The sequence below is a fragment of the Nocardia sp. NPDC050710 genome (genome assembly GCF_040654375.1).
Lineage (GTDB): Bacteria > Actinomycetota > Actinomycetes > Mycobacteriales > Mycobacteriaceae > Nocardia.
In genome coordinates this window covers 143,958-170,547 of record NZ_JBFAHV010000012.1, presented here as the reverse complement: position 1 = coordinate 170,547, position 26,590 = coordinate 143,958, and the positions used below count along the sequence as shown (strand labels likewise).

Annotated in this window: 24 protein-coding genes and 1 tRNA gene; 15 read left to right on the top strand and 10 right to left on the bottom strand. The window is 67.0% G+C overall.

Annotation, left to right across the window (positions count from 1 at the left end; genetic code table 11):
• Nucleotides 1–90 precede the first annotated feature (90 nt).
• Nucleotides 91–819 carry a helix-turn-helix domain-containing protein gene (locus tag AB0H61_RS21690; protein WP_357307211.1) on the top strand — a complete coding sequence of 243 codons (729 nt, stop codon included), beginning with the start codon at nt 91–93 and terminating at the stop codon, nt 817–819.
• Here AB0H61_RS21690 and AB0H61_RS21685 read toward each other — a convergent pair whose 3' ends face one another.
• From AB0H61_RS21685 to AB0H61_RS21675, 3 genes are all read right to left on the bottom strand, one after another.
• Nucleotides 820–1,212: a VOC family protein gene (locus AB0H61_RS21685; RefSeq protein ID WP_357307209.1), complete on the bottom strand. Its 393-nt coding sequence runs from the start codon at nt 1,210–1,212 to the stop codon at nt 820–822.
• Between the two features lie 64 nt (nt 1,213–1,276).
• Nucleotides 1,277–1,690, bottom strand: a complete 414-nt coding sequence (locus tag AB0H61_RS21680; protein WP_357307207.1) for an arsenate reductase ArsC — start codon at nt 1,688–1,690, stop codon at nt 1,277–1,279.
• Between the two features lie 339 nt (nt 1,691–2,029).
• Nucleotides 2,030–2,929 (bottom strand): oxygenase MpaB family protein, encoded by a 900-nt coding sequence (locus AB0H61_RS21675; RefSeq protein ID WP_357307205.1) that lies wholly within the window; start codon nt 2,927–2,929, stop codon nt 2,030–2,032.
• A 154-nt stretch (nt 2,930–3,083) separates the two neighbouring features.
• Here AB0H61_RS21675 and AB0H61_RS21670 point away from each other — a divergent pair, with 154 nt between their 5' ends.
• Nucleotides 3,084–3,830: a Sir2 family NAD-dependent protein deacetylase gene (locus tag AB0H61_RS21670; RefSeq protein WP_357307203.1), complete on the top strand. Its 747-nt coding sequence runs from the start codon at nt 3,084–3,086 to the stop codon at nt 3,828–3,830.
• A gap of 19 nt (nt 3,831–3,849) precedes the next feature.
• Here the strand turns inward: AB0H61_RS21670 and AB0H61_RS21665 are convergent, their stop codons facing one another.
• The gene (locus AB0H61_RS21665; protein WP_357307201.1) at nt 3,850–5,148 is read right to left on the bottom strand and encodes a D-arabinono-1,4-lactone oxidase; all 1,299 of its coding nucleotides are present in this window, start codon (nt 5,146–5,148) and stop codon (nt 3,850–3,852) included.
• A gap of 70 nt (nt 5,149–5,218) precedes the next feature.
• Nucleotides 5,219–5,893: a TetR/AcrR family transcriptional regulator gene (locus tag AB0H61_RS21660; protein ID WP_357307199.1), complete on the bottom strand. Its 675-nt coding sequence runs from the start codon at nt 5,891–5,893 to the stop codon at nt 5,219–5,221.
• 117 nt (nt 5,894–6,010) lie between these two features.
• Between AB0H61_RS21660 and AB0H61_RS21655 the strand changes: the two genes are divergently transcribed.
• Nucleotides 6,011–7,504: an MFS transporter gene (locus tag AB0H61_RS21655; protein WP_357307197.1), complete on the top strand. Its 1,494-nt coding sequence runs from the start codon at nt 6,011–6,013 to the stop codon at nt 7,502–7,504.
• A gap of 67 nt (nt 7,505–7,571) precedes the next feature.
• Here AB0H61_RS21655 and AB0H61_RS21650 read toward each other — a convergent pair whose 3' ends face one another.
• Nucleotides 7,572–8,747, bottom strand: a complete 1,176-nt coding sequence (locus AB0H61_RS21650; protein WP_357307301.1) for a lipase family protein — start codon at nt 8,745–8,747, stop codon at nt 7,572–7,574.
• A 273-nt stretch (nt 8,748–9,020) separates the two neighbouring features.
• Here AB0H61_RS21650 and crcB (AB0H61_RS21645) point away from each other — a divergent pair, with 273 nt between their 5' ends.
• From crcB (AB0H61_RS21645) to AB0H61_RS21600, 10 genes are all read left to right on the top strand, one after another.
• Nucleotides 9,021–9,488: a fluoride efflux transporter CrcB gene (crcB, locus tag AB0H61_RS21645; protein ID WP_357307195.1), complete on the top strand. Its 468-nt coding sequence runs from the start codon at nt 9,021–9,023 to the stop codon at nt 9,486–9,488.
• Nucleotides 9,489–9,519: 31 nt separating this feature from the next.
• Nucleotides 9,520–9,897 (top strand): DUF190 domain-containing protein, encoded by a 378-nt coding sequence (locus AB0H61_RS21640; protein ID WP_357307193.1) that lies wholly within the window; start codon nt 9,520–9,522, stop codon nt 9,895–9,897.
• A complete protein-coding gene (gene crcB / locus AB0H61_RS21635) occupies nt 9,894–10,259 on the top strand; it encodes a fluoride efflux transporter CrcB (RefSeq protein ID WP_357307192.1) in 366 nt (121 codons plus the stop codon). Before AB0H61_RS21640 ends, crcB (AB0H61_RS21635) begins: the two co-directional genes overlap by 4 nt.
• A gap of 47 nt (nt 10,260–10,306) precedes the next feature.
• The gene (gene pgm, locus AB0H61_RS21630) at nt 10,307–11,947 is read left to right on the top strand and encodes a phosphoglucomutase (alpha-D-glucose-1,6-bisphosphate-dependent) (protein WP_357307190.1); all 1,641 of its coding nucleotides are present in this window, start codon (nt 10,307–10,309) and stop codon (nt 11,945–11,947) included.
• On the top strand, nt 11,940–13,307 hold the full coding sequence (locus tag AB0H61_RS21625) for an MFS transporter (RefSeq protein ID WP_357307188.1): 1,368 nt from the start codon (nt 11,940–11,942) through the stop codon (nt 13,305–13,307). Before pgm ends, AB0H61_RS21625 begins: the two co-directional genes overlap by 8 nt.
• Nucleotides 13,308–13,609: 302 nt before the next feature.
• A complete protein-coding gene (locus AB0H61_RS21620; protein WP_357307186.1) occupies nt 13,610–15,016 on the top strand; it encodes a family 2B encapsulin nanocompartment shell protein in 1,407 nt (468 codons plus the stop codon).
• Nucleotides 15,017–15,159: 143 nt separating this feature from the next.
• Nucleotides 15,160–16,188, top strand: a complete 1,029-nt coding sequence (locus AB0H61_RS21615) for a polyprenyl synthetase family protein (protein ID WP_357307184.1) — start codon at nt 15,160–15,162, stop codon at nt 16,186–16,188.
• Nucleotides 16,189–16,193: 5 nt separating this feature from the next.
• The gene (locus AB0H61_RS21610) at nt 16,194–18,500 is read left to right on the top strand and encodes a germacradienol/geosmin synthase (RefSeq protein WP_357307182.1); all 2,307 of its coding nucleotides are present in this window, start codon (nt 16,194–16,196) and stop codon (nt 18,498–18,500) included.
• A complete protein-coding gene (locus tag AB0H61_RS21605; RefSeq protein ID WP_357307181.1) occupies nt 18,497–19,582 on the top strand; it encodes a polyprenyl synthetase family protein in 1,086 nt (361 codons plus the stop codon). The genes AB0H61_RS21610 and AB0H61_RS21605 overlap by 4 nt, the downstream gene beginning before the upstream one ends.
• 86 nt (nt 19,583–19,668) lie before the next feature.
• The gene (locus AB0H61_RS21600; RefSeq protein WP_357307179.1) at nt 19,669–20,409 is read left to right on the top strand and encodes a thioredoxin domain-containing protein; all 741 of its coding nucleotides are present in this window, start codon (nt 19,669–19,671) and stop codon (nt 20,407–20,409) included.
• A gap of 321 nt (nt 20,410–20,730) precedes the next feature.
• Here the strand turns inward: AB0H61_RS21600 and AB0H61_RS21595 are convergent, their stop codons facing one another.
• Entirely contained in the window at nt 20,731–22,203 is a 1,473-nt protein-coding gene (locus AB0H61_RS21595) for a DUF222 domain-containing protein (RefSeq protein ID WP_357307177.1), read from the bottom strand.
• A 119-nt stretch (nt 22,204–22,322) separates the two neighbouring features.
• On the opposite strand from AB0H61_RS21595, the gene AB0H61_RS21590 reads away from it, so the two are divergent.
• Nucleotides 22,323–22,395 (top strand) — tRNA-Ala (locus AB0H61_RS21590).
• Between the two features lie 1,234 nt (nt 22,396–23,629).
• The gene (locus AB0H61_RS21585; RefSeq protein WP_357307175.1) at nt 23,630–24,067 is read left to right on the top strand and encodes a helix-turn-helix domain-containing protein; all 438 of its coding nucleotides are present in this window, start codon (nt 23,630–23,632) and stop codon (nt 24,065–24,067) included.
• Nucleotides 24,068–24,069: 2 nt separating this feature from the next.
• On the opposite strand, the gene AB0H61_RS21580 is transcribed toward AB0H61_RS21585, so the two are convergent.
• Genes AB0H61_RS21580 through AB0H61_RS21570 form a run of 3 tightly spaced genes read right to left on the bottom strand, consistent with a single transcriptional unit; the run spans nt 24,070 to nt 26,215 of the window.
• Nucleotides 24,070–24,657 carry a phosphatase PAP2 family protein gene (locus tag AB0H61_RS21580; RefSeq protein ID WP_357307173.1) on the bottom strand — a complete coding sequence of 196 codons (588 nt, stop codon included), beginning with the start codon at nt 24,655–24,657 and terminating at the stop codon, nt 24,070–24,072.
• Nucleotides 24,654–25,733 carry a hypothetical protein gene (locus AB0H61_RS21575; RefSeq protein WP_357307171.1) on the bottom strand — a complete coding sequence of 360 codons (1,080 nt, stop codon included), beginning with the start codon at nt 25,731–25,733 and terminating at the stop codon, nt 24,654–24,656. The genes AB0H61_RS21580 and AB0H61_RS21575 overlap by 4 nt, the downstream gene beginning before the upstream one ends.
• Nucleotides 25,730–26,215: a hypothetical protein gene (locus tag AB0H61_RS21570; protein ID WP_357307169.1), complete on the bottom strand. Its 486-nt coding sequence runs from the start codon at nt 26,213–26,215 to the stop codon at nt 25,730–25,732. The genes AB0H61_RS21575 and AB0H61_RS21570 overlap by 4 nt, the downstream gene beginning before the upstream one ends.
• Nucleotides 26,216–26,590: the final 375 nt, after the last annotated feature.

Sequence of the window (26,590 nt, the reverse complement as noted above, 5' to 3'; positions counted from 1 at the left end):
GTCCGATGCGCTGGACCCGTCCTTGAACCGAGGGCGGGTGTCTTCAGATTAGTCGCCGGGCTGTCGGTGGGGGTGGGTAGCCTCGGAACCGTGGATGCGGCGGAATCGGGTTACCGCGAGCGGCCCGCGCGACTCGCCGGCGCGGTGCTGTGGACCCGCACCGTCACCCGTCACGATCGCGCCGCTCCGGTCCTTCCGGACGGGTGTATGGACCTGCTGTGGCGCGATGGTGCGTTATTCGTCGCGGGTCCCGACACCACCGCGTTCCGTCCGGAGGTGCCGGTCGGTACCGCCTTCGCGGGGATCCGGTTCTTCCCCGGGTCCGCACCGGCCCTGCTGGGGGTGCCCGCGCACGAAGTGCGGGACCGGCGGATCGAGCTGGCCGATCTCTGGCCCGCCGCCACGGTGCGCGAGATGACCGCGCGCATCGACGATGCCGCGGACCGGACCGCCGCGCTGGAGGAGATCGCGGTGCGCAGGGCAGCCGTCGTCGACCCGCCCGATCCGCGGCTGCGGCGGATCGTCATGGCGCTGGACGCCGGGCGTTCGGTGGCCGAGACCGCGGCCGAGACCGGGCTGAATGCTCGTTCGCTGCATCGTCGCTCGCTGGCGGCCTTCGGATACGGGCCCAAGACGCTGGCCCGCATCCTGCGGTTACAGCGGGCAGTGGCGACGGCGCGGACGGGTATCCCGCTCGCCGACACCGCGGCCCGCACCGGCTACGCGGATCAGGCCCACCTCTCCCGCGAGGTGCGCGAGCTGGTGGGAATGCCGTTGGGGGAGTTGCTCACTAGCGGATCCATGACGAACTGCGAATGATCACTCGAGCGCCGCGTAGAGGTCGACGCCATTGCCGTCCGGGTCGTTGATCACCGCGTAGCGCTGCCCCCACGCGGCGTTCCACGGCTTCAGCTCACCCCGGTATCCGGCGTCCACGAGCGCCGCGTAGACGGCGTCGACCTCGGCTGGATCGGCGCAGCGGAAGGCGAGTCCGATGCGGCCCCCGCCGGTCGGCTGTTCCCACTCGGGGTGGAAGGAGCGCACGGTGGCCTCGGTGTCGAGGGCCAGGCGCAGCCCGCCGGGCAACGCTGCCTCGGTATGCGGGGCCGTCTCGGCGTCCTCGGGGAACTCCAGCCCGAGCCGGCGGTAGAAGGCGAGGGAGGCGGCCATATCCGAGACCACGATGCCGATGAAGTCCAGTTGTGGGGTCATATTGGCAGCGTAGGAGACGGCGTGCGGTGCGGTCTTGAACGAATCGGACAGCGAACCGGCGGCGTCAGTGTGTCGGCGCGGGGACGAGTTCGGCGATGAGGTTCTCCACCAGGATGCGGATGCGGTCGCGGATGGTGCGCACCACCTCGATGCTCTGTCCGGACGGATCCGGTAGCACCCAATCGCGGTAGCTGATGCCGGGGAAGTACGGGCAGGCGTCGCCGCAGCCCATGGTGACCACGACGTCGGAAATGCCGACGGCCTCATCGGTCAGCTGTTTCGGGGTCTGGCCCGCGATATCGATGCCGATCTCGGCCATGGCCGCGACGGCCACGGGATTGACGCTCGCCGCGGGGGTGCTGCCCGCGGTGCGGACCTCGATGCGATCACCGGCGAGCTCGGTGAGGAATCCCGCGGCCATGGGAGATCGTCCGGCGTTGTGCACGCAGACGAACAGCACGCTGGGTTTGTGGGCCATCGAGCGCCTTTCGGATGTCAAGAGCGAACCAGGGTGTGCCGTGACGCCGGACGGGTCGTCCCGGTGCGTACCGTCCGGAGGGCTGCTCGGGCCGAAACGCTGTCGTAGCGTAAGGGATACGGACATCGGCCCGATGCGTGTGGGCGGTCCTCGGACCGTTCGCGCGCATAACTGATAGCTTGCCAGAAAATTGCCGTGCAGGTCGGGGGTGGTTCCGCTCTGCCCGCGTCGTTCCCTGCGACCGCGCGCGGCGAGGCGCGACGATCATCGGCACTCCGCGTGTTGCGCACGTGCGAAGGCCCGCCGCGGCGGTGCGCGGCGGGCCTTCGGCGGGGTCGATCACATGGGGCGCAGGTCGATCATCCGGCGCAGCCGGGCGCGATCGCGTTCCAGTCTGCGGGCCTCGTATGCGATCGGGAAGTAGCGCAGCCGTTCGGGCAGCAGCGGTATCAGGTATGCGATCAGCCGGCCCAGCGCGCGCAGCTTGCGCTCGTCGGCCGCGCTCCATTGCAGGCCCAGCTTGCGGCGGGCGGGCTCCGGTGTGGTGCCCACGGTGACGAAGTGCTGCAGTCTGCCGACCGGCGCCACCGCGGCCCGCCAGAGCGGCGCGAGGACCCGCGGGAGGTGCTTCGGCGGGGCGACGGAGCGGATCACCCGCAGGTAGGCCCGCGCGGTATCCGTCGCTTCCAACCGGTTCTCCACCATGTCGGCGAAGAACTTTTCGAAGGCGGCGTAGTTCTCCGGAATCTCTTTGGGCGCCACCGAGAAATTGCGCATCAGCTGGACGGTCTCGCGGTAGTAGGCCTCCTTCTCGTCCGCGGTGAGTGGGCGACGGGCGAAGTATTCGGCGTTCTCGGTGAAGGCGAAGGTGCCCGTGTGTAGCACCCAGGCCCACGGGCCGGAGGCGAGTGCGGTGTGCCGCACGCCCGCGGCATCGGTGGTGTTGAGCGAGGCATGCATGGCGCGCAGCCGGTCGGCCTCGGCGAGCGCCTCCTCGCCGCCGTAGATCCACATCATCACCGAGGAGATGCTCCGCAGGGCGCGACCCATCGGGTCGGTGCGGAAGGTGGAGTGCGCGTCGACCACCGCGGAGATGGTCGGCTCCATGGTCTGTAGCAGGAAGGCGGAGCCCGCCGTGAGGGAGAAGGTGATCAGCCCGGTCTCGTCCCACATGCGGGTGCCGGGGCCGAATGGCGCGCGCACGGGCATGGTGGATTCGGTGGCGACGGCCGCGGTCATATCGATCTCCTTTGATCGGACTCGGTCTCGAGTGGGCCCGGTGGTGGCCGGGTCCGACAATGCAATGAGATGATTATCGTAACACTCTCTCATTCTCTAGGGCGACCGGAGAAGCCGGTGGTCCGGCCGCGTGACGCGCCCTACGCTGGCTGACATGACGACCGAGTGGCGCAAGCGCCCGGGACGGATCGGGGTGCTCACCGGGGCCGGAATCTCCACTGATTCCGGCATTCCCGATTTCCGCGGTCCGCGCGGGGTGTGGACCGAAGATCCCATCGCCGAACTGCTGTCGACCTACGACAACTACCTGGCCGATCCCGAACTGCGGCAGCGGTCCTGGCTGGCGCGGCGCGACAACCCGGCGTGGCAGGCGCGGCCGAATGCCGCGCATACCGCCCTGGCGGAGCTGGAACGCGCCGGGCGCGCCGTCACGATCATCACCCAGAACGTCGACCGTCTACATCAGCGCGCCGGATCGCCACCGGAGCGGGTCATAGAGATCCACGGCAATATGTTCGACGTCGTTTGTGTCCGGTGCGATTTCGAGACGAGTATGGCCGCGACGCTGGAGCGCGTCGCCGCGGGTGAGGCCGATCCGCCGTGCCCCGACTGCGGTGGCATCCTGAAGGCCGGGACCATCATGTTCGGCCAGCAGATGGACCGCCGCAGCATGATGAAGGCCATGCTCACCGCCGAGACCAGCGATATCTTCCTGGCGATCGGCACCTCGTTGCAGGTGGAACCGGCGGCCTCGATGTGCGCGGTCGCCGTCGACAGCGGCGCCGACTTGGTCATCGTCAATGCGGAGCCGACGCCTTACGACGCGATCGCCACCGAGGTCGTCAACGAGCCGATCGGCACCGCGGTGCCACGCATCGTGGCCGAGCTACTGGCCGACTGACGGTGCGGGCGAAGCCGATTCAGCCGACCGGGCCGAGGACGCGGTCCAGGTAGGGGTTGGTGAACATGCCCTTGGGGTCGAACCTGCGGCGCACCTCGGCGAAGCGGTCCCAGTGCGGATACCTGTCGCGCAGGGTGTCGGCGGTCTGGAAGTGGCGCTTGCCCCAATGCGGGCGCCCCTCGTACTTGTCGAAAACCGCCTCGCAGGCACGGAAATACGGTTCCCACTCCATGCCGCGGTACTGGTGCACGGCGATATAGCAGGTATCGCGCCCACCCGCGGGGGACAGGAACGCGTCGTCCGGGGCGACCCACCGCACCTCGATCGGCATGGCCGTGTCGAATTTCCTACCCAATTCCTTGATTTCGCGAATCGCCGCGGCGGAATGCGCGCGCGGGATGGCGTATTCCATCTCGGTGAAGCGAATCAGTCTGGGGGAGGCGAAGACCCGGTAGGAGCGGTCCACCTGGCGGCGGTAGCTGCCCGCATAGGCGGCGCTGCGGTGGATCCACGGGACCAGGCCGGGCTGCCACTTGCCGAGGCGGCACAGCGCGTCGAAGGCGTAGTTGGACATCAGGATATCGGCGAACCAGTCGACGGCCTTGCCGCGCGGTTGCTCCGGCAGGTCGACCTTGTTGTTGCGTTTGGTCATGGCCAGCGGACTGTGCGCGAACATGTAGAACTCGAAGTGCTCGTTGCCGTCGACATGGGAGTCCAGATCGTCAAGGATCTCCTCGATCGGTACCGGACGCTCGATACCTTCCAGTACGAACGACGGAACCATTTGCAATGTCACGGCGGTGACGACACCGAGGGCGCCGACACTGACCCGCGCCGCCCGCCAGCCGTCCGGATCGGTCTCGGCGTTCAGTTCCACCCGGCTGCCGTCGGCGAGCATCAATTCGATGGAATGCATGGCGGCCGAGAGGTTCTGCAGGGTGGCGCCGGTACCGTGGGTTCCGGTCGCGGTGGCGCCGGCGATGGTCTGCACGTCGATATCCCCGAGGTTGGGGAAGGCCAGGCCCGCGGCGTGTAGCGCGCTGCTGGCCGTGTTCAGAGTGATGCCGCCTTCGACCCGTACCAATCCGGTGGCGCTGTCGACCTCGACAATGCGGTTCATATTCGACAGGTTCATCAGCACGCCGTCGGTGAGAACGGCGTCGGTGAAGGAGTGTCCCGACCCCGCGACGCGCACGGTGCGGCCGCGTCTCGCGGCGAGTTCCAGGGTTTCGGCAACCTCGTCGAGGGTGCGCGGTGCGGCGATGGTCGCCGGCGCGCAGTGCTGATCGCCGGCCCAGTTCACCCACGAGTTGGTCATGTGTCCAACTGTAGGGGATGGATTGCGACGCGCGCTACCTCAGGTGGTGTTTTCGCCTGTTACGGCTGTGCTACCGGCGACGGCCGGTGCAGACGTGGGTCTTGGCCAGTTCGACTTCGTCATCGCTGAGCGGAGGTACGGTGAGTGGCCTGCGTGGGACCGAGTCCGCGCGCACGCCGTTGAGGGCGATCGCCATATATCGCTTCCACGTCGTCGGGTTGACCGGCCTGGAGAACTGTCCCACCGCCTCGACCATATGGATGAGGGCGAAGAAATCGGAGGCCTCGACACCGGGGGCGAGTACGCCCGCGGCGGCGGCGCGATCGATGACGCCGGCGACGGTCGGCTTGATGCGATCGCGCACCGCGGTGAATCGCTCCAGATCGTCTTCCAATTCGAGCATCACTTCACTGAAGCCGCGATTGGTGGCCAGGTGGGTGCAGGCGTATTCGAAGAACTGCACGAGTCCGCCCCATGGGTCGGGATGCTGTAGCGCCTCTTCGGCGGCCACCGCGAACTCGTCCATATTCTGCTCGAAGACCTCGGCGATCAGTTCCTTCTTGTTGGCGAAGCGGCGATAGACCGTGCCGACGCCGACACCCGCTCGCTCGGCGACATCGTCGAGGGTGATTTCCAGGCCGTGATCGGCGAAGAGTTCGCGCGCGGCGGCGACGATCCGCTGCTGATTGCGCGCCGCATCAGCACGCAGACGCCGGGGTGGGGCAGTGGCCGTGGCGTGATTCACACCCCCATGTTAGCAATGCCCGGGATTAAGTGGAGGTCCTGTCTCCGTTCTTGTGTAAGCTACTGACATTAAGCGGAGGGGATATCTCCGCATCAAGGCTCGAGGCAAAGGGAACGTATGACTACCACGATCGACCGTGGGGCACCCGCGAAGCCGGATTCCGGCCGCCGGGGCTCACACGCCCTGCGCTGGTGGGTGCTCGCCGTCCTCGGCGTCGCACAGCTCATGGTCGTGCTCGACGCGACCGTCGTGAATATCGCGCTGCCCGCGGCCCAGGCGGATCTGGGCTTCAGCGACGGTGATCGTCAGTGGGTGGTCACCGGATACGCACTGGCCTTCGGCAGTCTTCTGCTGCTCGGCGGCCGCCTGAGCGACCTGTTCGGCAGGCGCAATACCTTCATCGTCGGCCTGATCGGCTTCGCCGTCGCCTCCGCCATCGGTGGCGCGGCCACCAGCTTCGAGATGCTCGTGGCGGCCCGGGTCGGGCAGGGCGTCTTCGGCGCGCTGCTGGCGCCCGCCGCGCTGTCGCTGCTGACGGTCACCTTCACCGAACCCGCCGAGCGCGCCAAGGCCTTCGGCATCTTCGGTGCGGTCGCCGGTACCGGTGGCGCACTGGGCCTGCTGCTCGGCGGCATGCTCACCGAATGGGCCTCCTGGCGTTGGGTGATGTTCGTCAACCTGGCCTTCGCGGCCGTCGCACTGGTCGGCGCGGTCCTGCTGCTGGCCAAGCATGTCGCCGCCGAACGACCCAAGCTCGACATTCCGGGCACCGTGGTGGTGACCGCCGCGCTGTTCGGCATCGTGTACGGCTTCTCGCACGCCGAGTCGACCAGCTGGACCAACCCGGTCACCCTGGCCTTCCTGATCGGCGGCGCCGCGCTGCTCGCGGTGTTCGTCTGGGTGGAGACCCGGGTCGCGCACCCGCTGCTTCCGTTGCGCATCGTGTTGGACCGCACCCGCGGCGGCTCCTACATGACCGTATTCGTCATGGGTATCGGGATGTTCGCGATCTTCCTGTTCCTGACCTACTACATGCAGCTGAGCATGGGCTACTCGCCGATCAAGACCGGCCTGGCCTTCCTGCCGATGGTGGCGGCGATGATCCTGTCCTCGACGACCACGCCCTCGCTGCTGCTGCCCAAGGTGGGTCCGAAGGTCGTCGTGACCGCCGGATTCCTGGTCGCCGCGGCGGGTATGGCCTGGCTGACCCGGATCGGCCTCGATACCGGATACACCACCCACGTGCTGCCGGCGCTGATCCTGATGGGCCTCGGCCTCGGTGGCGCGATGGCGACCGCCTTCCAGGGCGCGACCGCGGGAGTGGACCACGAGGACGCCGGTGTGGCCTCGGCCATGATCAACACCAGCCAGCAGGTCGGTGGTTCGATCGGCACCGCGCTGTTGAGCACCATCGCCGCCTCGGCCGCCTCCGACTACCTGTCGACCAGGCAGCCGAACCCGATGGCCGTGGCGCAGGCGCAGATCGAGAGCTACACCACCAGCTTCTGGTGGGCCACCGCGATTTTCGTGGTCGGTGCGGTGCTGGCCGGGGTGCTGATGCCGAACAAGGTTCCCGCGCCCGCGGAGGGTGAGCTGGTACTCGCCCACTGAGAGCCGAACGTTCAGCCCGAACGGCACAGCGCCCGCGTCCCAAGAATGCGACGCGGGCGCTGTGTTGTCAGCAGTTGCTCGGTGCCGGGAGTCCCGCGAACCGGTCGCTCAGATAGTTGAACGCCCGTGGCGCGCCCGTGTAGATCGCGCCATTGTGGTCCGCACCGGGAATCAGGTCCAGCAGCACCGGAGTGCCTGCGGCGCAATAGCGTCCGGTCACCTCGCGCACCAGCCACGGGTTCACCTCGTCGGCGGTGCCGTGCCACTGGTAGATCGGTACCCGCGGCACGCCGGGATAGGTCTCCAGGCTGTTCTCGTGCAGGATTCGGACGGTGTCCGGATCGGCATCCATCGCGCCGGAGAAGACATCGCGGAAGCTGCGGTTCGCGCCGGCGCTGATGATCTCGCTGCTGCACGCGTTGGCGATCTGCGCCTCCAGCGCGTCGCCTGCCGGGTTGAGGATCCGCTCGAGCCGTATTTCGCCCGGGTATTCGCGCTCCAGTCCCATCGCGGCCGCGAAGCCTAGACCGAACAGTGGGTTCGGCATGGCCCCGAGGTCGCGGGCGAGCTTGCCGATATTCACCGGGACCCCGCCCTGGGCGGCGCCGACGATCGGCAGTTCGGGCGCGTAGTCCGGGGCCATCGCCACCGCGAAACCGGTCGCCATACCGCCGCCGGAATAACCGGCCAGGCCGACCGGGCTGGCGCCGAGGCCCGCGGGCCCGAATCGCTTGGCCGCGCGGATGCCGTCGAGTGTGACGCGGCCGCCGAGTTGAGCCGCGCCGAACGCGCTGGTCGGGCCGAGGTGGTCCGGGATGGCCAGCGCCCAGCCGCGGGCCAGCAGCAGGTTCAGCGCGGGCGCCTCATCCATGCTGCCGTCGAAGAGGCTGTGCGAGGGTGCGCACTGGGTGCCGAGCGAATTGATGATCGGCTGATACGACACCAGGGGCCGGTCGTTGCCGCCGCCCGCCGAAATCAGCACCGTGGTGACGGCCGCGATCGGCGCGTTCTGTGAATTGGTGGTGCGGAACAGCAGCTGCCAGGCGGTGGCGCCGGGGTACGCGTCGGTCGGCATCGGCCTGCTGCGCAGCACGTCGCCGGGTTGGAAGGCGGCCAGATCCGGTGGCGCCCAATAGAAGGCGTCTCCGTCGGGGATCGGGTAGATCGGCGCCGCGGTGGCGGGTGGCGCGTACGCGATGCTCGCCACCGTCGCGGAAAGGGCGACCGCCGCGAGGCGACGCAGCACGCGTCGTCTGTCCGAGATTCGTCTGCCGAAGATTTGCCGCAGCCCCGGGTGATGAGGTTGCGCCCCGTCCGGATGGGTCTTCGAAACTGCCCGTCGTGCCGCCATCGATCGCTCCCGACCTGAATATGTGAGGGGTGGATGGAACTTCGGCGAAACCTTCGTGGCATTCGTACGTCGATCGGGTCCACATGTCAACGAACGTCGCTGTTCGTAGTTCGCGCGGTGTCCCGGCGCGGACCGGCGCACCGTCCAACCGATAGAGTTGCGCCGGTGACATTCGGCGCGGCAGGAGGTCAGCACATGGGTCGGCAGGCCCGTACCCCGGCCGTGGAGTCGACGGTGCTGCTGGTGATCTCGGTCGGCGGCGGACTCGGCGCGCTGCTGCGCTATGCCGTCGGGGTGCACTGGCCGGTGCGTGCGGGACAGGTGCCCTGGTCGACGTTCGCCGTCAATGTCGTGGGATGCTTCGCGATCGGAATTCTGATGATTCTGATCACCGAGGTGTGGGTAGCCCACAGACTGCTACGCCCCTTCCTCGGCGTCGGTGTGCTGGGCGGATTCACCACCTTTTCGACCTACTGCCTCGAGATTCGTAGACTGCTCGAATCGGGCGCGATGGTCGAGGCGCTCGGATATCTCGGGGGAACGGTGGTGGCGGCGCTCGCAGCGGTGGTACTCGGCATGGTCGCGGCGCGGTTGGTGTTCGGAACTACGCGGCGGGGACGGCACGGTGGATAACTTCGAACACCCACGGAAGGGGTCGGGCGCGATGAATAGCGGTTCACCGGTCGGCGCGGATCCGGCGGCGGGACAATGGAAGCCGGCGGCGCGGTTGACGGTGCTGCTCGACGAGGACGACAAGTGGCGCCACGGTCCGCTGTACCACGAGATCGTGCGCCGGGCCCGCGACTCGGGTCTGGCCGGTGCCAGTGTTTGGCGCGGTGTCGAGGGATACGGCGCCTCCTCGCACATCCACACCAGCCGGATCCTCGACCTGGCCGAGCACCTACCCGTGCTGGTGATGATCGTCGACGAGACCGAGCGGTTGCGCGCCTTCGTCGAACAGAACGCCGAGATCCTCGCACCGGTGAACGTCGCCATGTCGGCGATCGAGATATGGCAGTCGGCCCCGGGGGCGGGCCGATGAATATCGTGCTGCTCGTGCTGCTCGGCGGAATGGTCGGCGCGCCCGCCCGCTATCTGATCGACCGCGCCGTCGCAGCCCGTTTCGAATCCCTGCTGCCGCTGGGCACCTTCACCGTTAACATTGTCGGTTCGGCGATGCTCGGCGCTCTCATCGGCGCCGGCGCGGCCAGCCCGGTGCTGGCCGCCGCCGGAACCGGCTTCTGCGGTGCGCTGACAACGTTCAGCACATTCGGCTACGAGACGATCCGGCTGTTCACCGACGGCGCCTACCTCTTTGCGGTGGGCAACGTAGTGATCAGTGTGGCGGCCGGCCTGGCCGCGGTGTACGCCGCCATGTCCACGACCCAGTGGTTGTGGACATGATCCTGATGACGAGCCGGGCACAGCCGACACGGAAGGGAGACCCGAGCATGGCTCACGATCGAGCCGGGCGTCCCGCGCGGCCCACCGACCTGGAAGACATCGCACAGCTGGTGACGGCGTACTACAGCCGCATCCCGGATCCGTCGGATCCCGCGCAGCTGGTGTCGTTCGGTACCTCGGGCCATCGCGGATCCAGCCTGGACACCGCCTTCAACGAGGCGCATATCCTGGCCATCACCCAGGCGATCGTGGAGTACCGGGCTACCCGCGGCATCACCGGTCCGATGTACCTCGCCCGGGACACCCATGCCCTCTCGGAGCCCGCGTGGACAACCGCGCTCGAGGTGCTCGCCGCCAATCAGGTCACCGCGGTGATCGACGCCCGCGACAGGTACACCCCGACCCCGGCACTGAGTCACGCTGTGCTGCGGCACAATCGCGGCGGCGCCAAACATCAGGCCGACGGCATCGTGGTGACCCCGTCGCACAATCCGCCGCGCGACGGCGGTTTCAAATACAACCCGCCGCACGGTGGTCCGGCCGACACCAAAGCCACCGACGCGATCGCGGCTCGCGCCAACGAACTGCTGCGCAACGGCATGTCCGAGGTCAAGCGCACCACGCTGCGCCAGGCCATGGAGACCAGCGTCGAGCGGTACGACTATCTCGACCACTACATCGCCGATCTGCCGAATGTGCTGAACCTGGACGCGGTTCGGGGTGCGGGCATCCGGCTCGGCGCCGATCCGATGGGTGGGGCCAGCGTCGACTACTGGGAGGAGATCGGGCAGCGCTACGACCTCGAACTCGAGGTGGTCAACCCGTTCGTAGATCCGACCTGGCGGTTCATGACGCTGGACAGCGACGGCAAGATCCGGATGGATCCGTCCTCGCGCTATGCCATGGCGGCGCTGGTCGCGATCAAGGACGACTACGACCTGTCGACCGGCAACGACGCCGATGCCGACCGGCACGGCATCGTCACCCCGGACGGCGGGCTGATGAACCCGAATCACTTCCTGGCCGTCGCGATCGAATATCTGGTGGCGAACCGGATGGGCTGGGATGCGCTGACCAAGATCGGGAAAACGGTCGTCACCTCGTCCATGATCGACCGGGTGGTGAGCGTGCTCGGCCGCGATGTGCACGAGGTGCCGGTCGGCTTCAAATGGTTCGTGCCCGGGTTGTTCAGTGGCAGTCTGGCTTTCGGTGGCGAGGAGAGCGCGGGCGCATCGTTCCTGCGGCACGACGGCACCGTCTGGACCACCGACAAGGATGGCATCCTGATGGCGCTGCTGGCCGCCGAGATAGCGGCCGTCACCGGACAGAGCCCGTCTGCCCGCTATGTCGAACTCGAACGCCGTTACGGCAGCCCCGCCTACGCCCGGATCGACGCCAACGCGACCGTGGAACAGAAAGAGCTGTTGGCGAAGTTGACACCGGACATGATCACCACCAAGGAGATCGCGGGCGAGCCGATCACCGCGGTCCTCACCCGTGCCCGTGGCAACGGCGCGCCGCTGGGCGGGCTCAAGGTCACCACCGAGAACGCCTGGTTCGCGGCCCGCCCCTCGGGCACCGAGGACAAGTACAAGATCTACGCCGAGTCGTTCCACGGTCCCGCGCACCTGGCCCAGGTGCAGGCGGCCGCGGAGGAGATGGTCGGGCAGGCGCTGTCGGGTGAGTAGTAGATCCACATCGGCGGGTGGCGAGCGCACACTGCCCACCGAAATCTGGGTGCTGGTCGGTGCCGCGTTCATCATCGCCATCGGATTCGGTTTGGTGGCACCGGTGTTGCCCCAATTCGCCAGGAGCTTCGGGGTCGGGGTGGCGGCCGCTTCCGCCATCGTCAGCGCGTTCGCCGCCATGCGATTGCTGTTCGCCCCGGTGAGCGGCCGATTGGTGCAGCGGCTGGGGGAGCGTTCGGTCTACCTCGGTGGGCTGCTCATCGTGGCGGCCTCCACCGGGGCCAGCGCCCTGGCCCAGAGTTATTGGCAGCTGATGGTTTTGCGTTCGGTCGGCGGCATCGGGTCGACCATGTTCACCGTCTCCTCGCTGGCGCTGGTGATCCGGATCTCGCCGCCGCAACATCGGGGCCGGGTCTCCGGGCTGTGGTCGACGAGTTTCCTGGTCGGTTCGATCAGCGGTCCGCTGGTCGGTGGCGCGCTGGCCGGGCTCGGACTGCGCGCGCCGTTCGTCATCTATGCGATCGCGCTGCTCGGGGTCAGCGCCGCCGTCTATCTGAGCCTGCGCAATTCCCATCTCGCCGCCCCGGAGACCTCCGGTGAACTGCGACTGATGAGTTTCCGTGCGGCGCTGGCGCGCCCGGAGTACCGCGCGGTGCTCTGGTCGAACTTCGCGAACGGAGCCGCCATCTTCGGTGTCCGAATGGCACTGGTGCCGCTGCTGGTTGTCGAGGTGCTCGACCAGCCGACCGGTATGGCCGGTGTCGCGCTGACCGCCTTCGCCGCCGGAAACGTGGCGGTGCTGTTCTGGTCCGGCGGACTCTCCGACCGGTTCGGACGCAAGCCGTTCCTGGTCGCCGGGGCGTTGATCTGCGCGCTCGGCACCGCCGGACTCGGCTATGCGCCGAATCTCGGCTGGCTGCTGGCGACTTCGGTGGTGGCCGGGGTGGGTTCCGGCATGTTCACCCCGACCCAGCAGGCCGCATTGGCCGACATCATCGGGCCGAAGGCGCGCGGCGGGCCCGTGCTGGCGGGTTTCCAGATGTCGGCCGACCTCGGCACGGTTATCGGACCCGTCGCGGTCGGCGCCCTCGCGCAGCAGACGTCCTACGGTCTGGCGCTGACGGCTACCGGAGCCCTGCTCGCGATTGCGGGAGTGTGGTGGTCGCTGGTGCCGGAGCCGCTGCAACGGCGGATCGCGGCCGAATCCGAAATCGACCGGGAGCCGGACCATGTCGCGGATGTCCCGTGCGACGACGCCGAGTACCAGTTGGCTCACCGCGCCGCCGAGGGCTGCGGGGACGAACCGGAGGCCCGCGCCGATCGGCAGGCCACGAGCCTCTCGAAGGTCGAATCGGCCTAGGGGCGGCCGATTCATCCGATGATGTTGCGGGTGAGCTTCTCGATCGAGTGCATGTCGTTACCATCCGCGGAATGGACCGCTCGGGATCTTCGAATTTCGGCTGCGGGCGGCGGCTGATCCGGCTTAGCATCGATCCCGTTCGGAATACGCTGTCCCGTAAGTTGATTCGCTCGTGTGATCAGTGTCCGCAGGCATAGTGCTGCCTGTTTCTTTTGCGGTGCCCCGCAGTCTTCGACAATTCGAGATCCGCACCACCGCGATCGCTCCGTCTCCCGGTGACCACCTCGAGGTGAGGACCACGCATGACCATCGATATGCCTGTCCATACGGAAAACAATGTTCGTAAGTCGTTGTCGACCACTGCCGCCCAGCAATTGGCCACGACCACCAAGTCCGAACCGCAGATGCAGGGGATCAGCTCCCGCTGGCTGACCCGAATGCTGCCGTGGACGCAGGTCAACGGCGGCGTGTACCGGGTGAACCGGCGGTTGACCCACACCGTCGGCAACGGCGAGGTCGAATTCATCGTCGACGGCGCCCAAGCCCGGGTTATCCCACTGGAATTGACCGAGCTCCCGCAATTGCGCGATTTCGACGACGAAGAAGCGTTGAGCGCGCTCGCGGGCCGTTTCGAACAGCGCGACCTCGAACCCGGCACCGTTGTGGCGGAATTCGGCAACCCCATGAATCAGGTCGTACTCGTCGTGCACGGCAAACTCACCGAAATCGGCACCGGCGAATTCGGCGAACACACCGTGCTCGGACTTCTCGGCGGCGGCGACTTCTACGGCGAGGACACCCTCACCGACCCGTCGGCGATCTGGCCGGTCACCGTCAAAACCCTCACCAGAACCACGATGCTCGTCCTCGGGCGGCAGGCACTCGACGAACTACTCGACACCATCCCCACTCTGCGCGAGCATCTCTCGCGGGTCGCCGCCGCACCCGCGAAACCACAGAACGCCAAAGGTGAAGCGGATATCGAGATCGCCTCGGGGCATGCGGGCGAACCGCTGCTCGCGGGCACATTCGTCGACTATGACGCCAGCCCGCGCGAATACGAGCTCAGTCTCGCCCAAAGCGTGCTCCGCGTGCACTCCCGGGTCGCCGATCTGTTCAACGATCCCATGAACCAGATCCAGCAGCAGTTGCGGCTCACCGTCGAAGCGCTCTACGAACGGCGCGAATACGACCTGGTCAACAACCCCGACTTCGGGCTCCTGCACAACTGCGACCTGAAGCAACGCATCTACACCGAATCCGGGCCGCCCACCCCCGACGATATGGACGAACTGCTGTCCATGCGCCGCAACACCACACTGTTCATCGCCCACCCCAAAGCCATCGCCGCATTCGGGCGCGAATGCAGTAAACGCGGCATCTACCCCGATCCGGTCGAGATCGACGGACACCGCGTACCCGCCTGGCGCGGCATTCCCGTCTTCCCCTGCGGGAAGATCCCGGTCAGCGGCACTGCCACCACCTCCATCCTCGCGCTGCGCACCGGGGAAAAGGATCAGGGGGTTATCGGCCTGCACCAGACCGGGATCCCCGACGAATACGCGCCGAGTCTGAACGTCCGCTTCAAGGGCATCGACGACCAATCCATCATTTCCTACCTCGTCAGCTGCTATTACTCCGCCGCCGTCCTCGTCCCCGACGCGCTCGGGGTGCTCGACAACGTCCTGGTCGCCCGGCAAGCCGACTGATCCAGCACCCCCGGTCACGTCTTCGGGTGGATCGTTTCCGTCACCGGCCATGTCGGGATCGGAATCGACTGCCCGGCAATCGAACTCCGTCCATCGACGATGGGCGGAATTCGGCTGCATGCCTCAGAGGAAGGTGTATGCCGATGGTCGAGATGACTGCGGCGGCGGCTCACCGCCGGGCCGACGAGATCCTGACGAATACCAGACAACTATGCGAACCGATTCTGCGCGAAGCGATTTCGTCGTTGCCCGAGCCCTTACGCCTGATGGGCGGCTATCACTTCGGCTGGTGGGACAGCGGCGGCGTGCCGACCCTCGCCCAACCGGGAAAGTCGCTGCGGCCCGCATTGACGATCTGTGCCGCGGCCGCATGCGGAGGCGCTCCGCTGTCAGCGGTAACCGCCGCTGCCGCAGTCGAATTGGTGCACAACTTCACGCTGCTGCACGACGACGTCATGGACGCCGACCAGAACCGCCGGGGCCGGCCGACGGTATGGAAGCTGTGGGGTGTGCCCGATGCGATCCTGCTCGGTGACGCGCTGCACGCACTGGCGGTCCGGACGCTGGTGGCCGGGTTGCCGGATCGGCTGGCGACCTCCGCGGTCTCCCGGCTCGAGATGACCGTGATCGAGATGTGCCGTGGTCAGCACGAGGACTGCCGATTCGGCGCCGATCGCCGCGTCGATGTGGGCGAGTACGCCCGGATGGCGATGGCCAAGACCGGGTCGCTGATGGGCTGTGCCTGCGCCCTGGGTGCCCTGTGCGCCGACGCGGATGCGGCGGCCGTATCGCGGATGACCACCTTCGGGCGCGAACTCGGCATGGCATTCCAATTCGTCGACGACCTCATCGGCATCTGGGGTGATCCGAGTGTCACCGGAAAGCCCGCGAACGACCTTTCCCGCCGCAGTATGTCGTTGCCGGTGGTGGCCGCGCTGGACTCCGGCACGCATGCCGCATCCGAATTGGCCGCCATGTATCACAGCGGTTCGGAGACCGCATCGATGGATACCGAACGTGCCGCCGCGCTGGTGGAGTCGGCGGGCGGACGCCGCCGGGCGCTGCGGGACGCCGAGCAGCGCGTCCGAGCCGCGATCGCCGCGCTGACCGATGTGTCCACCGCGCAGGACCTGGTGGCGCTGGCCCACCTGGCTTCTCGCCGGGACCGATGAGCCGCATGCCGACCACAGGAGATGCCTTGCAGCCCTTCGAACTTCCCGAGTTCTATATGCCCTATCCGGCTCGGCTCAACCCGAATGTGGACCGGGCACGCGCACACACCAGGCGGTGGGCGGCCGATATGGGGTTCTTCGATGATCAACTCGGACACCGCATCTGGGGTCCGAGCGATCTGGAGCGACACGACTACGGACTGCTCTGCGCGTACACCCATCCGGATTGCGACGGACCGGAGCTGGATCTCATTACCGACTGGTACGTGTGGGTGTTCTACTTCGACGATCACTTCCTCGAACTGTTCAAGCGGACCCGGGATACCAAGGGCGCCAAGGACTATCTGGATCGGCTGCGCGAATTCATGCCGCTCGACGGCGGGCCGACACCGGAGCCGACCAACCCGGTCGAACGGGGGTTGGCGGACCTGTGGGCCCGCACGGTGCCGCCGATGTCGATGGACTGGCGTCGCCGATTCGCCGCGACGACCCGGGCACTGCTGGAGGAATCGCGCTGGGAGCTGGCCAATATCTCCGAGGACCGTGTCGCGAACCCGATCGAATACATCGAGATGCGCCGTCAGGTCGGCGGCGCGCCGTGGTCGGCCAACCTGGTGGAACACGCGGTCGGCGCGGAGGTGCCCGCGAGCCTCGCGGCAACCCGGCCGCTGGAGGTGCTGCGCGATACCTTTGCCGATGCGGTGCACCTGCGCAACGACATCTTCTCCTATGAACGGGAGGTGCGGGCCGAGGGTGAGAACGCCAACGGCATCCTCGTGGTCGAGCGCTTCTTCGGCTACGACACCCAGTCCGCGGCGAATCTGGTCAACGACCTGCTGACCTCGCGGCTACAGCAGTTCGAGCACACCGCGCTCACCGAGGTGCCGATGCTGTTCGCCAGAAATACGGTCGGACCCGCTGAACAGATGGCCGTATACGCCTACGCGAAAGGCTTGCAGGACTGGCAATCCGGCGGCCACGAATGGCATATGCGCTCCAGCAGGTACATGAACAAGGGCGGTACGGTCGCCGCCGGTTCCGGAATCGGATTCTCACGGCCCACCGGCCTCGGCAGTTCCGCCGCGCGCGTACCCGCGTCCGTACCCCGTTCGGAGCGGGTGCGGATGAGGAGCTTCGTGCACGCACGCTTCGAACCGGTCGGACCGACTCCGCTACCGGAGATCTACATGCCCTACCCGCTGCGATTGAATCCACTGCTGGACTCCGCCCGGACCACCCTGCTGGTGTGGGGCCGCGAAATCGGTCTGTACGAGCCGGTGCCCGACCTTGGCGGACTTCCCCTGTGGACACCGAATGACCTGTGCCAGTTCGATTTCGCGCTGTGCTCGGCAGGTATGGACCCCGATGCCACCGCCGATGAGCTGGATATTTCCGCCGCCTGGCTGGCCTGGGGCACCTACCTCGACGACTACTATCCGCAGGTGTTCGGCCGACGCCGGAATGCGGCGGCGGCCCGAGCGCAGACCACACGCTTGTCGGACTCCATGCCGTTGGACGATTCCGGTTGTCCACCGGCGGCCAACACCATGGAGCGCGGGCTGGCCGATCTGTGGCAGCGGACCACGGCCGACCTCAACGGCGCACAGCGCCTCGAATTGCGCTCAGCGGTTATGCGTTTCATCGAGGGCTGCGAATGGGAGGTCATCAATGACGTCGCCGACCGCATCCCGGATCCGGTCGACTACATCGAGATGCGTCGGCGGACCTTCGGTTCGGACGTGACCAAGGCGATGTCGCGTCTGTCCAAGCGCGATCCGGTGCTGTCCGAGGTCCGTCGGAAGCAAACCATCCTGGACCTGGAGAACACGGCCGCCGATTTCGGGGCCCTGGTGAACGATCTGTATTCCTATCAGAAGGAGGCGGAGTACGAAGGCGACCTCCACAATGCCGTTCGGGTACTGCGCAATTTCTTCGAATGCGGCAGGGACGAGGCCGTCGGCATGGTCAATGACCTGTTGACGGCGCGGATTCGGCAGTTCGACCGCATTGTCACCGTCGAAATGCCGGTCCTCTACACGGAATCGGACCTCGATGCCGCCGCGCGCGCGAGTCTGGACCGGCGCGTCGTCGAACTCCAGGACTGGATGGCGGGCATCCTGCACTGGCATGAGGTAACCGGCCGGTACCGGGCGACGGAGCTCGAAGCACGGTATCGCCCGGCTGGTTCGCCTGTCCCCGCCGCCGCGTCCCGGCTGTCGGCACTGCTGCGCCCGAGCGGGCTGGGCACCGGGGGCGCATGTATCGACGAACTTCTCACCCCAACCCACCTCGGCGAAAGTGTGGTGCCATGAGTGCGACATCCGGGACGGCCATCGGTTCGACGACGCTGGATCTGGACGCGATCCGAACGCGGGTCGATGCGGAGCTGGACTCCTTCGTGCGGGAGAAGGCGGGCAGCGGCGCGGCCGCACGACTTCCCGAAGAGGTGATCGTCACGCTGCACGGCTTCCTCTTCGCCGGGGGCAAGCGAATACGCCCGCTACTGTGCGTTCTCGGCTGGCTGGCGGGCGGCGGAGACCCCGCGGTGCCGGAGCCGGTGGTGCGTGCCGCGGCTTCTGTCGAACTGTTCCACGCCTCGGTGCTCATCCACGACGACATCATCGATGACAGCGACACCCGTCGGGACCGCCCGACCGTCCACCGGACGCTGACCGATCGGCACCGCGACCGCCGCGATCCGGATCGCTTCGGCACCCATGCCGCCATCGTGCTGGGCGATCTCGCGATGGTCTGGGCCGCGGAACTCCTGCATACGGCGCGGCTGACCGCGTCACAACTCGGGGCCGCGCTGACAGTGCTCGATTCCATGCGCGCCGATGTGATGTACGGCCAGTACCTCGACCTGCTTGCCACCGCCTGCCCGAGCAGCGATCTCGACCGCGCGCTGGAAATCGTTCGCTACAAGACCGTTTCGTATACCTGCGATCGCCCACTGCAACTCGGTGCCGCGCTTGCGGGCGCGTCACCCGCGGTCCGGGTGGCGCTCACCGCATACGCCCGTCCGCTCGGCGAGGCCTTCCAGCTCCGCGACGACCTCCTCGGCGTGTACGGCGATCCCGCGCGCAGCGGCAAATCCAATCTGGAGGACCTGCGCGACGGCAAGCACACCGCCTTGGTCGCATTGGCTCTCGAACATGCGACCACGGCCGATGCGGCACGGTTGCGCGAGCTGCTCGGCAACCCGGATCTGGATGAGCGGCAGGCGGATTCCTGCCGCGCCATCCTGACCGCCGCCGCACGGCCCCGGGTGGAGGAGATGATCACGACGCGGTGGGAACAAGCCAAGCACGCGCTGATCGATGCGCCGTTCCCCGTCGAGGTCGCGGGGGCATTGTCCTGGCTCGCCGACGCCGCGGTGCTGCGGACCAGCTAGCCGGTGTGTGCCGTCCAGGTGCGTGGACACACCGATCCGACCTCCCGGCGGGAGGCGGCGCGGGCGGTTGGGGCAGAGTGGTGGGCGTGAGTCAGTCGTCTCCGAAATACACGCCGCGACCGATGTCCAGCACCACCACCTACGCGCTCGGTGGTGTGGCGATCGTCCTCATCGTGCTGATCGTGATCCTGGCGATGCGCTGGGGTCGTGAGGATGAGGCCACCGTGCGCAACGACGGGTACGGCCCGGTGCACAACTCGGCCGTGATCTCGGTGCTCGCACCGGACGGTGCGGTCCTGCTCGGCCGCCCGGATGCCGCGAAGACGATCGATGTCTACGAGGATCCGCTGTGCCCGGCCTGCGGTCAGGTCGAGCGCATCTACGGTCAGGAACTCGCGCAGCAGATCGACGAGGGCAAGCTCGCCGTCCGCTACCACTACGTGAACTTCCTCGACCCCCGTTCCGGCAGCAAGGACTACTCGACCCGCGCCATCGCCGCGAACGAGTGCGTGGCCGAGGCCGGTTCGGGTCCGACCTACTCGAAGTTCCACGAGCTGATGTTCGTCAGCAGGCAGCCCAGGGAGGGCAGCGGCGACCTCACCAACCAGGAGCTGGCCGAGATGGCCCGTGCCGCCGGTGCTCCCGAGGGCGTCGTGCAATGCGTCGGTTCCGGTGCGAAGGTCGACGCGGCCAAGGCGAATGCCAAGACCGCGCTCGATGACCTGAATTCGCGGCTGGGCGGGCGCGCCGCGACACCCGCCATCTTCGAAGGCGCCGACCGGATCGACGTGAACAACGAGACCTGGGTCGTCGATCTGACCCGTTGATCCGCGGCCGCCTCGACCAGCATGCTCGCCAGTTTCGTCGATCGATGCCGCGTGTCGGCGCACACAGTCTGGCTCGACGAGTACGTCCATCTCCGCACCGTGGTCGGAATCGGCCGTTCACTACGCTTCGGCGCGCACGGGGCGGGTTCGATACCGCCGATTTCGGCGGTAGTTGCGTATTCGCCGAAGGGGTAGAGGTCGGTTGGGACGGATGCGGCGGGTGAGGCACCCCGGTTCCCCTCACGAACCGGGGTCGCGCCGTAGCCACCTACTTCGGGTCACCCGCCTACCTCGGCGGGTGCTCTGGGCTACCGGCGATCCTCAGAGGGTGGTCCCGGTCGGTTCCGGGGCGTCTTCGGGGATGTCGTCCTCGGGTGCGAGCCGGGACAGCTGCCCGTGCAGCGGGAGATGACCGGCGAGTGGGTACGAGAGATCCTCGGCGGTCGGACGGTCGCCCGAGAACGGTCGCGGTTCGGCTTCCGGATCGAATCGGTGCACCACGGTGCTCAGCGGCGGGGGAGCGTCGATATCGGTGTGCGGGAACAGATATCGAGCGCCTTCGCGCACGGTGGTGTGCACGTCGCCGGTCGGTGCTGTCCATTGCAACCGGTCGAGGTCGGCCCGCCAAGCGCGCCAGCGTGACTTCCCGCTGTCCGCCAATGACTTCAGGCGGTGGTGTCGCGAGCACAGCACGGCGTAATGGGCGCGCGAGGCAGGCCCGCGTCGCCGAATACCGAAGGGCGGGTGCTGATCCAGTTCGGACTCGGCCGCGGGCATGACGCACCCCGGGAACCGGCACATCCCATCGACCGCCCGCACTTCCGACTCCTGCCGGGCGACGTCCACCGTCGTCGCCGGATCGCCGTCCTCGGTCTGCTTGGGAATCACCTGGAAGTGAGCCTGCTCGGCGAGTAGCCGCGCCAGTGCGGCGTCGATGGGCCCGTACCCCGCGAGGAATGCGGGCGCCTCCCGCATTCCGAACAGCGAATCGGCCGGAATCCCGATCTGGATCAGCGGCCTGCGCGGCTGTTCGATCGGCGTCCCGGACCTGGGACACCGCTCACCCCGCCCACACATGCACCGCAACCCGCCCGATCCGTCCGCCAACGCCACCAACGCATCCGCGCGCCGCTGCGGCATGGTCCGTGGATCTCTCGCGCACACCTGAAGGCTCATCTCGCGCAGCCGCATCGCCACCGTCTGCGCTCCCGGTGCGGGCAATAGCCCGTCGAAGACCGCCATACTGTCCTGCACGGCCCTGATCCGCACATCCCGATCATCCTGTCGCCGCTCTCGCCGCCGTTGCGCCCCACCGGGATCCAGCCGCGCCGCCCATCGCCGCGCGGCCTGCCGCAGCCGCAAAGGATTGGTCCGCCCCGCCGCCTCGATCAACCTCGGCTCCAGCGCATCGATCACCTCCTGCGTGAGCGCCCGCGTGCTGTCCACGATCACCCGCACCTTCGCCAGATCGATCCGCCCCGCGCCGAATGCCACCCGCGTCCGCGGTAACGACTCCTCGAGCGCCAGCCCGATATCGATCAGCGCCCCCGCCGTCGCCTCATCCGCATGCAACGCCACCGCCGCCTCGGCCGCCGCGAACTCCCCGGCCCGCACCCCGCCCGGCCCTGGCTCCGCACTCTCGGCCCGATGCCGCCGATACAACTCCCGCACCGCGAACACCTCGGCCGCCTGCGCCGCCGCAACCGCTCCGTGCGCCGTCCGAAGGGCGTCGATCAGCCCCTCGTCACTCATGGCCCCGAAGTCCATGGAGGAGATCCGATTGTCTTCGAACATATGTTCGATTCTACTGCCCCGTCAGTCACCCCGCTAGCCCCATATCTAGGCGATTTGGTTGCTGACACGCAGTGGTGTAACTTTCTTCAAGCGCGAGGGAAACCGAACGCGAACATCTCGGGGCTATGGCGCAGCTGGTAGCGCACCACACTGGCAGTGTGGGGGTCAGGGGTTCGAGTCCCCTTAGCTCCACAGAAATAACAGGTCAGGCCCGGTCTCAGACCGGGCCTGACCTGTTTTTTTGTGTCTGACCCCCCGCTTACCCCCCGTTTTGGGTACTGGATTCTGTTTGACCGGTGCGACGGGGGCGGTCGTGTACCTGCTGTGGTTACCGTCGTCGCAGGTTCGTGCCCCCGGCAGGGCACATCGAACATGGGAACGGGGATGACCTGCGGTTTTCGGGTGGGCGGTTGATGATCGAAGCTGAATACCCGCTGCAGGCAGGCAGTGCCGTTGTCTTTGCCGGGCAGTATGCCTGTGGCTGGGATGAAGCCTAGCGCTTCGTCCAAGGCTTTGTTGGTCATGAAGTCGGCACAGCGTTTCCGCAGGTTCCCGACGTCGCCCAACGTTTCCCATGCCTTCCCTGTTCATGCAGGTAGATGACTGTTTCTGGCACCCGATGATCTCCTTTCGTTACCACAGCTGCCCGTGCTGACCCGCCTGAAAATCGTAGAAAAATCGTAGAAACGTGCCGTCGGGCAACCGACGAACCGGGTGGGACTGCGGCTCTGAGCAGGCGGGCAGTTCGTCGAGACGCTTCTGTCGCCGGGTCGAAGATGGGGACCGCTGAGTCGACCACGATAAGGAGCCAACGGTGGCAATCGTTTTCCGGCCGAATCGAGCCCGACCGCGTGATGTTCGCCCTACGTTCGGCCCTGTCCCCATCAGCGGTCCATCGACGCCGCCAGGCCGCGGCGACGCCACCCCCCGGATCATGCGGGAGACAGGGGCAAGAAGTCATACCGGGCCTGGCGACCGTAGCCCTGGTTCAGGACCACGAAGAAGGTAACGGGGGGATTCACCGGCCCATGGAGAACGCCACCGTGGTGGTCGGGTCGCTGAGTCCGTCGGGGCGGATCATGGGCATCGGCTTCCCGTTGTTCTGCTCCGGATCGGCCGAGTCGGCGCCGGAGGGTGCTGCCTGCTGACTCGAACCCCCTGCAGCAGGTGCCGGGATGCACGCCAGTGTGCACAACCCGGCCCTGCCAACCTCGGATGGTTCGCTTGCCCCCTTCACGAGCGAACCGGGACTCCCTGATGGACGGGACTGTCCCATGCCGACCGGTCAGGACGGCTATGGTGACCTTAAGCGGCGTAGCTTGCTATTGCAAGTTGCAGAAGCAAGTTGTGAGTGTGGATAAGGTAGCCATGGAGTTTGCCGGGCGGGTGCGCCGACGGGCGATCGAGAAGGAGGAGGTCCGGGGCTATGTCGAACCTCGAAAACAATGACGCGCCAGCGGAACCCGAAGTCGGCCCGGCGTTTGCCGAACGACTGAGGTTTCTCTTCGCGACGGTGTATCCGCGCGGACGGGGCCCATACAGTCAGACCGAGGTGGTCGACATGATCCGGGCCAACGGTGGCCGGATGACCACCGGCTACATGTCACAACTGTTGTCAGGTAAGCGACGTTCACCCACGTTGCCGACGGTGACCGATATCGCCACCGTATTCCGCGTTCCGATCGACTATTTCGGGTCACCGGAGTCCTATGCGGAGATCCGGCGTCATATTGATTGGATCAGTGCGATCCGCGATTCGGGTGCCGAACAGGTCGCGGCCCGCAGCTACGACCCTTCCAGGGTGTTCAAGGTCGGGTTCCGGGAGCTCCGCCGCAGCACTGCCGAAGGCGACGCGGACCGCTGATTTCAGGACGCCAGCTGATAGGCCGCAGCGGCGAGCGCCGCGCCCACGAAGGAGCCGACGACGACCTGTCCGCGAGTGTGGTCACCCAGCCACACTCGTGACCATCCATTGACGATAGTCAGCGGCAAGGCGGCCAGGAACCACGGTGACGCGATCAACGCCAGCAGGACCGTGGTTCCCGCGCTCACGGCGGTATGGACGCTCACCTTCCATTTGCCGATCACGGTCACGATTCCGATGCCGAACAGGACAACCAGCCCGGCCACCGTCCATGCGATCAGATCGCGCGGGGCGCCCTGCATGATCTCGACGATCAGGCCCACACCCACGATGCCCAGAATCGCGGGAATCACCCAGCGCCGACCGTCGATATCGGTCACATGGTGATCGCTCGCGATACCGCGCCGCACACCGGCCAGGATGATGATCATCGGGATCCCACCCGTGATCGCGGCGACGAAAAGCCCCCACCCGGGAGCGCCCACAGCAAATCCGGCGACCGTCCCGGTAACGATATTGATCACCCATGGCGCCCCGAGCTCAGTGATCACCCGAGCCGCGCGCGCCTGCGGCGCCATCGTTTCCGTCACGCCGAAACCTCCCGTTGTCCATCCCGATATTTCCGTGCCAAGGTCAACGCCCACGTGCGGTCGAGCTCCGCCTCGAGTACCGCCGATCGAATACCGGCGCTACTCAACGCGGGCGACAGCCGCCCGTGTAGAAGCCAATCTGCCACTGCCGCAGCCACTTCCGTCATATCGGCGACAGAACCGCTGGGCTGTGCGGCGCTCTCGGCTTCCATACTCAACGCGTCCAGCAACTCGGTGACCCGGTCACCGGCCCGCTCATCGGCGCTACTGCCCCGGCGGGACGGCTGGCGCACCCCGGGCCGGCGCGACATCAACTCCCGATGTAGCGGGCCGATCGCCCACAAGGTCCGCTTCGCACGCACCCACGACACGATCGGCGACAACATCATGCCGACGAAGATCACCAGCACGCCCACCGCGGAAACCGCCCGGGTCACCTCGAACACCGCCGGCAGCTGTGGCGCACCGAGATAGCGCGCCGCCACGAAGTAGCTCAGCCGAATCCACGCCCACACTGTCGCCGCCGCCAGCCCCACCGACAGCAGGGTCAAACTCCAGCCGGTCAGGCTGCGCACGTCCGCTGCACGGGCGGTCATCACCATCAGCGCCGGGCACAGCAACGCCGGGAACAGCGCACCGGCGATGCCAGCCTCGGCGTATCCGGGCAGATGACTGTACGAGATGTCGAACTCGAATCCCCCTGCCGCCTGCGGAACCGTTGGCGCGCAGGCGAAAATCGCCAATGCCACCACCGAACCGGCCACCGCGATCAGGCCGAGTACGCGTGCCCCGCGCACCAGCCTCTCCGGATCGCTCGTCACGGCCAATGCCAGCACACCCGAGGAGGCAGCCATCAGATTGAACAGCACCATGCGCAGTCCGGTCGAAAAATTGGAAATCGGCACGACAGCCTGCACCAGCGTTTCCACCGCCGGGATATTGAGACTCAAATGCACGGCGACAACGCCCAATGCAACCGCCGTGCTCCCCAGCACCCAGCTGCGCGACCACCACCACCGCCACGCCCGGCTGACCACGGCGATCCACATCAAGGGCGCCAGAACCATTGCGTTCACCCCAGCGCCTCACCCCAGCGAGACCGCAACCGCGGCTCTTTGCGACCGATCCTCTGCAACCGATTCAACAGCAGGCTCGCGAATTGTTCCGCAGCCGATTCCTCTTCGGCCGCAGCCGAATTCCCGCACTCTCTGCGCAACATCAGCGCAGCCATATCGTGCACCTCTGCCGGCAGCACGGCCTGTGCCAGCTCCAGCACCGGCCGACCCTGATGCCCCAGCACGATATGACCGAGCTCGTGCGCGACAGTCCGATCCCGAGTCTGTACCCAGGACGCGACACTCACCTCATCGTGATCCCGAAAGTGAACCCACTGCGCGAACACCCCAGCCGGCAGCGCCGAATCCTCGATCACCCGCAACGGCCGCCCCCGAAACCGAGAAACGGCCTCCACCAACCCATCCAGTGACTGAGACTCCTCCACCGTCGCCATGGTGAAGACACGATCGACCGCCGAATTGACCGCGGAACCGTTGAGCACGCACCCATCCAACCACAGCCGAACTCGACCGGCCGATCATCGGTCGCCCGAGCCGATTTCGTTGACGAGGCTCCCCGGTCCGGTCACAGACTTGCTGGAGCTCGACGACCCCAGCGACCGATGTGGGCAGACATTCGTGTGGCAGACTTCGGCGTGAAATCGTTGCAATCTTGGCCTAATTGCGCTGCGGTGCTGAGCGATTCGGCGTGGCGGAAGGCATGGCATGCGGGTCCGCAGATGCTCTGCCTGTCCATTCAGGACGCGGTCCACCAGAGCGCGGTGCGCCGCTTGCTTGTTGTCCTCATGTGACACAGCGGCTCCGCCTCTCCTGCGGTTCTGCTTCTGCTCTCGCGTGCACACAATAGGCGCGATGCG

Excerpts from the sequence above, each read along its gene's own strand:
- pgm (WP_357307190.1), top strand. The coding sequence starts at position 10,307 with ATGGCTCACGATCGAGCCGGGCGTCCCGCGCGGCCCACCGACCTGGAA.
- crcB (WP_357307192.1), top strand. The coding sequence starts at position 9,894 with ATGAATATCGTGCTGCTCGTGCTGCTCGGCGGAATGGTCGGCGCGCCC.
- AB0H61_RS21655 (WP_357307197.1), top strand. The coding sequence starts at position 6,011 with ATGACTACCACGATCGACCGTGGGGCACCCGCGAAGCCGGATTCCGGC.
- AB0H61_RS21685 (WP_357307209.1), bottom strand. The coding sequence starts at position 1,212 with ATGACCCCACAACTGGACTTCATCGGCATCGTGGTCTCGGATATGGCC.
- AB0H61_RS21670 (WP_357307203.1), top strand. The coding sequence starts at position 3,084 with ATGACGACCGAGTGGCGCAAGCGCCCGGGACGGATCGGGGTGCTCACC.
- AB0H61_RS21675 (WP_357307205.1), bottom strand. The coding sequence starts at position 2,929 with ATGACCGCGGCCGTCGCCACCGAATCCACCATGCCCGTGCGCGCGCCA.
- AB0H61_RS21595 (WP_357307177.1), bottom strand. The coding sequence starts at position 22,203 with ATGTTCGAAGACAATCGGATCTCCTCCATGGACTTCGGGGCCATGAGT.
- AB0H61_RS21680 (WP_357307207.1), bottom strand. The coding sequence starts at position 1,690 with ATGGCCCACAAACCCAGCGTGCTGTTCGTCTGCGTGCACAACGCCGGA.
- AB0H61_RS21610 (WP_357307182.1), top strand. The coding sequence starts at position 16,194 with ATGCCGACCACAGGAGATGCCTTGCAGCCCTTCGAACTTCCCGAGTTC.
- AB0H61_RS21620 (WP_357307186.1), top strand. The coding sequence starts at position 13,610 with ATGACCATCGATATGCCTGTCCATACGGAAAACAATGTTCGTAAGTCG.
- AB0H61_RS21585 (WP_357307175.1), top strand. The coding sequence starts at position 23,630 with ATGTCGAACCTCGAAAACAATGACGCGCCAGCGGAACCCGAAGTCGGC.
- AB0H61_RS21615 (WP_357307184.1), top strand. The coding sequence starts at position 15,160 with ATGGTCGAGATGACTGCGGCGGCGGCTCACCGCCGGGCCGACGAGATC.
- AB0H61_RS21665 (WP_357307201.1), bottom strand. The coding sequence starts at position 5,148 with ATGACCAACTCGTGGGTGAACTGGGCCGGCGATCAGCACTGCGCGCCG.
- AB0H61_RS21640 (WP_357307193.1), top strand. The coding sequence starts at position 9,520 with ATGAATAGCGGTTCACCGGTCGGCGCGGATCCGGCGGCGGGACAATGG.
- AB0H61_RS21605 (WP_357307181.1), top strand. The coding sequence starts at position 18,497 with ATGAGTGCGACATCCGGGACGGCCATCGGTTCGACGACGCTGGATCTG.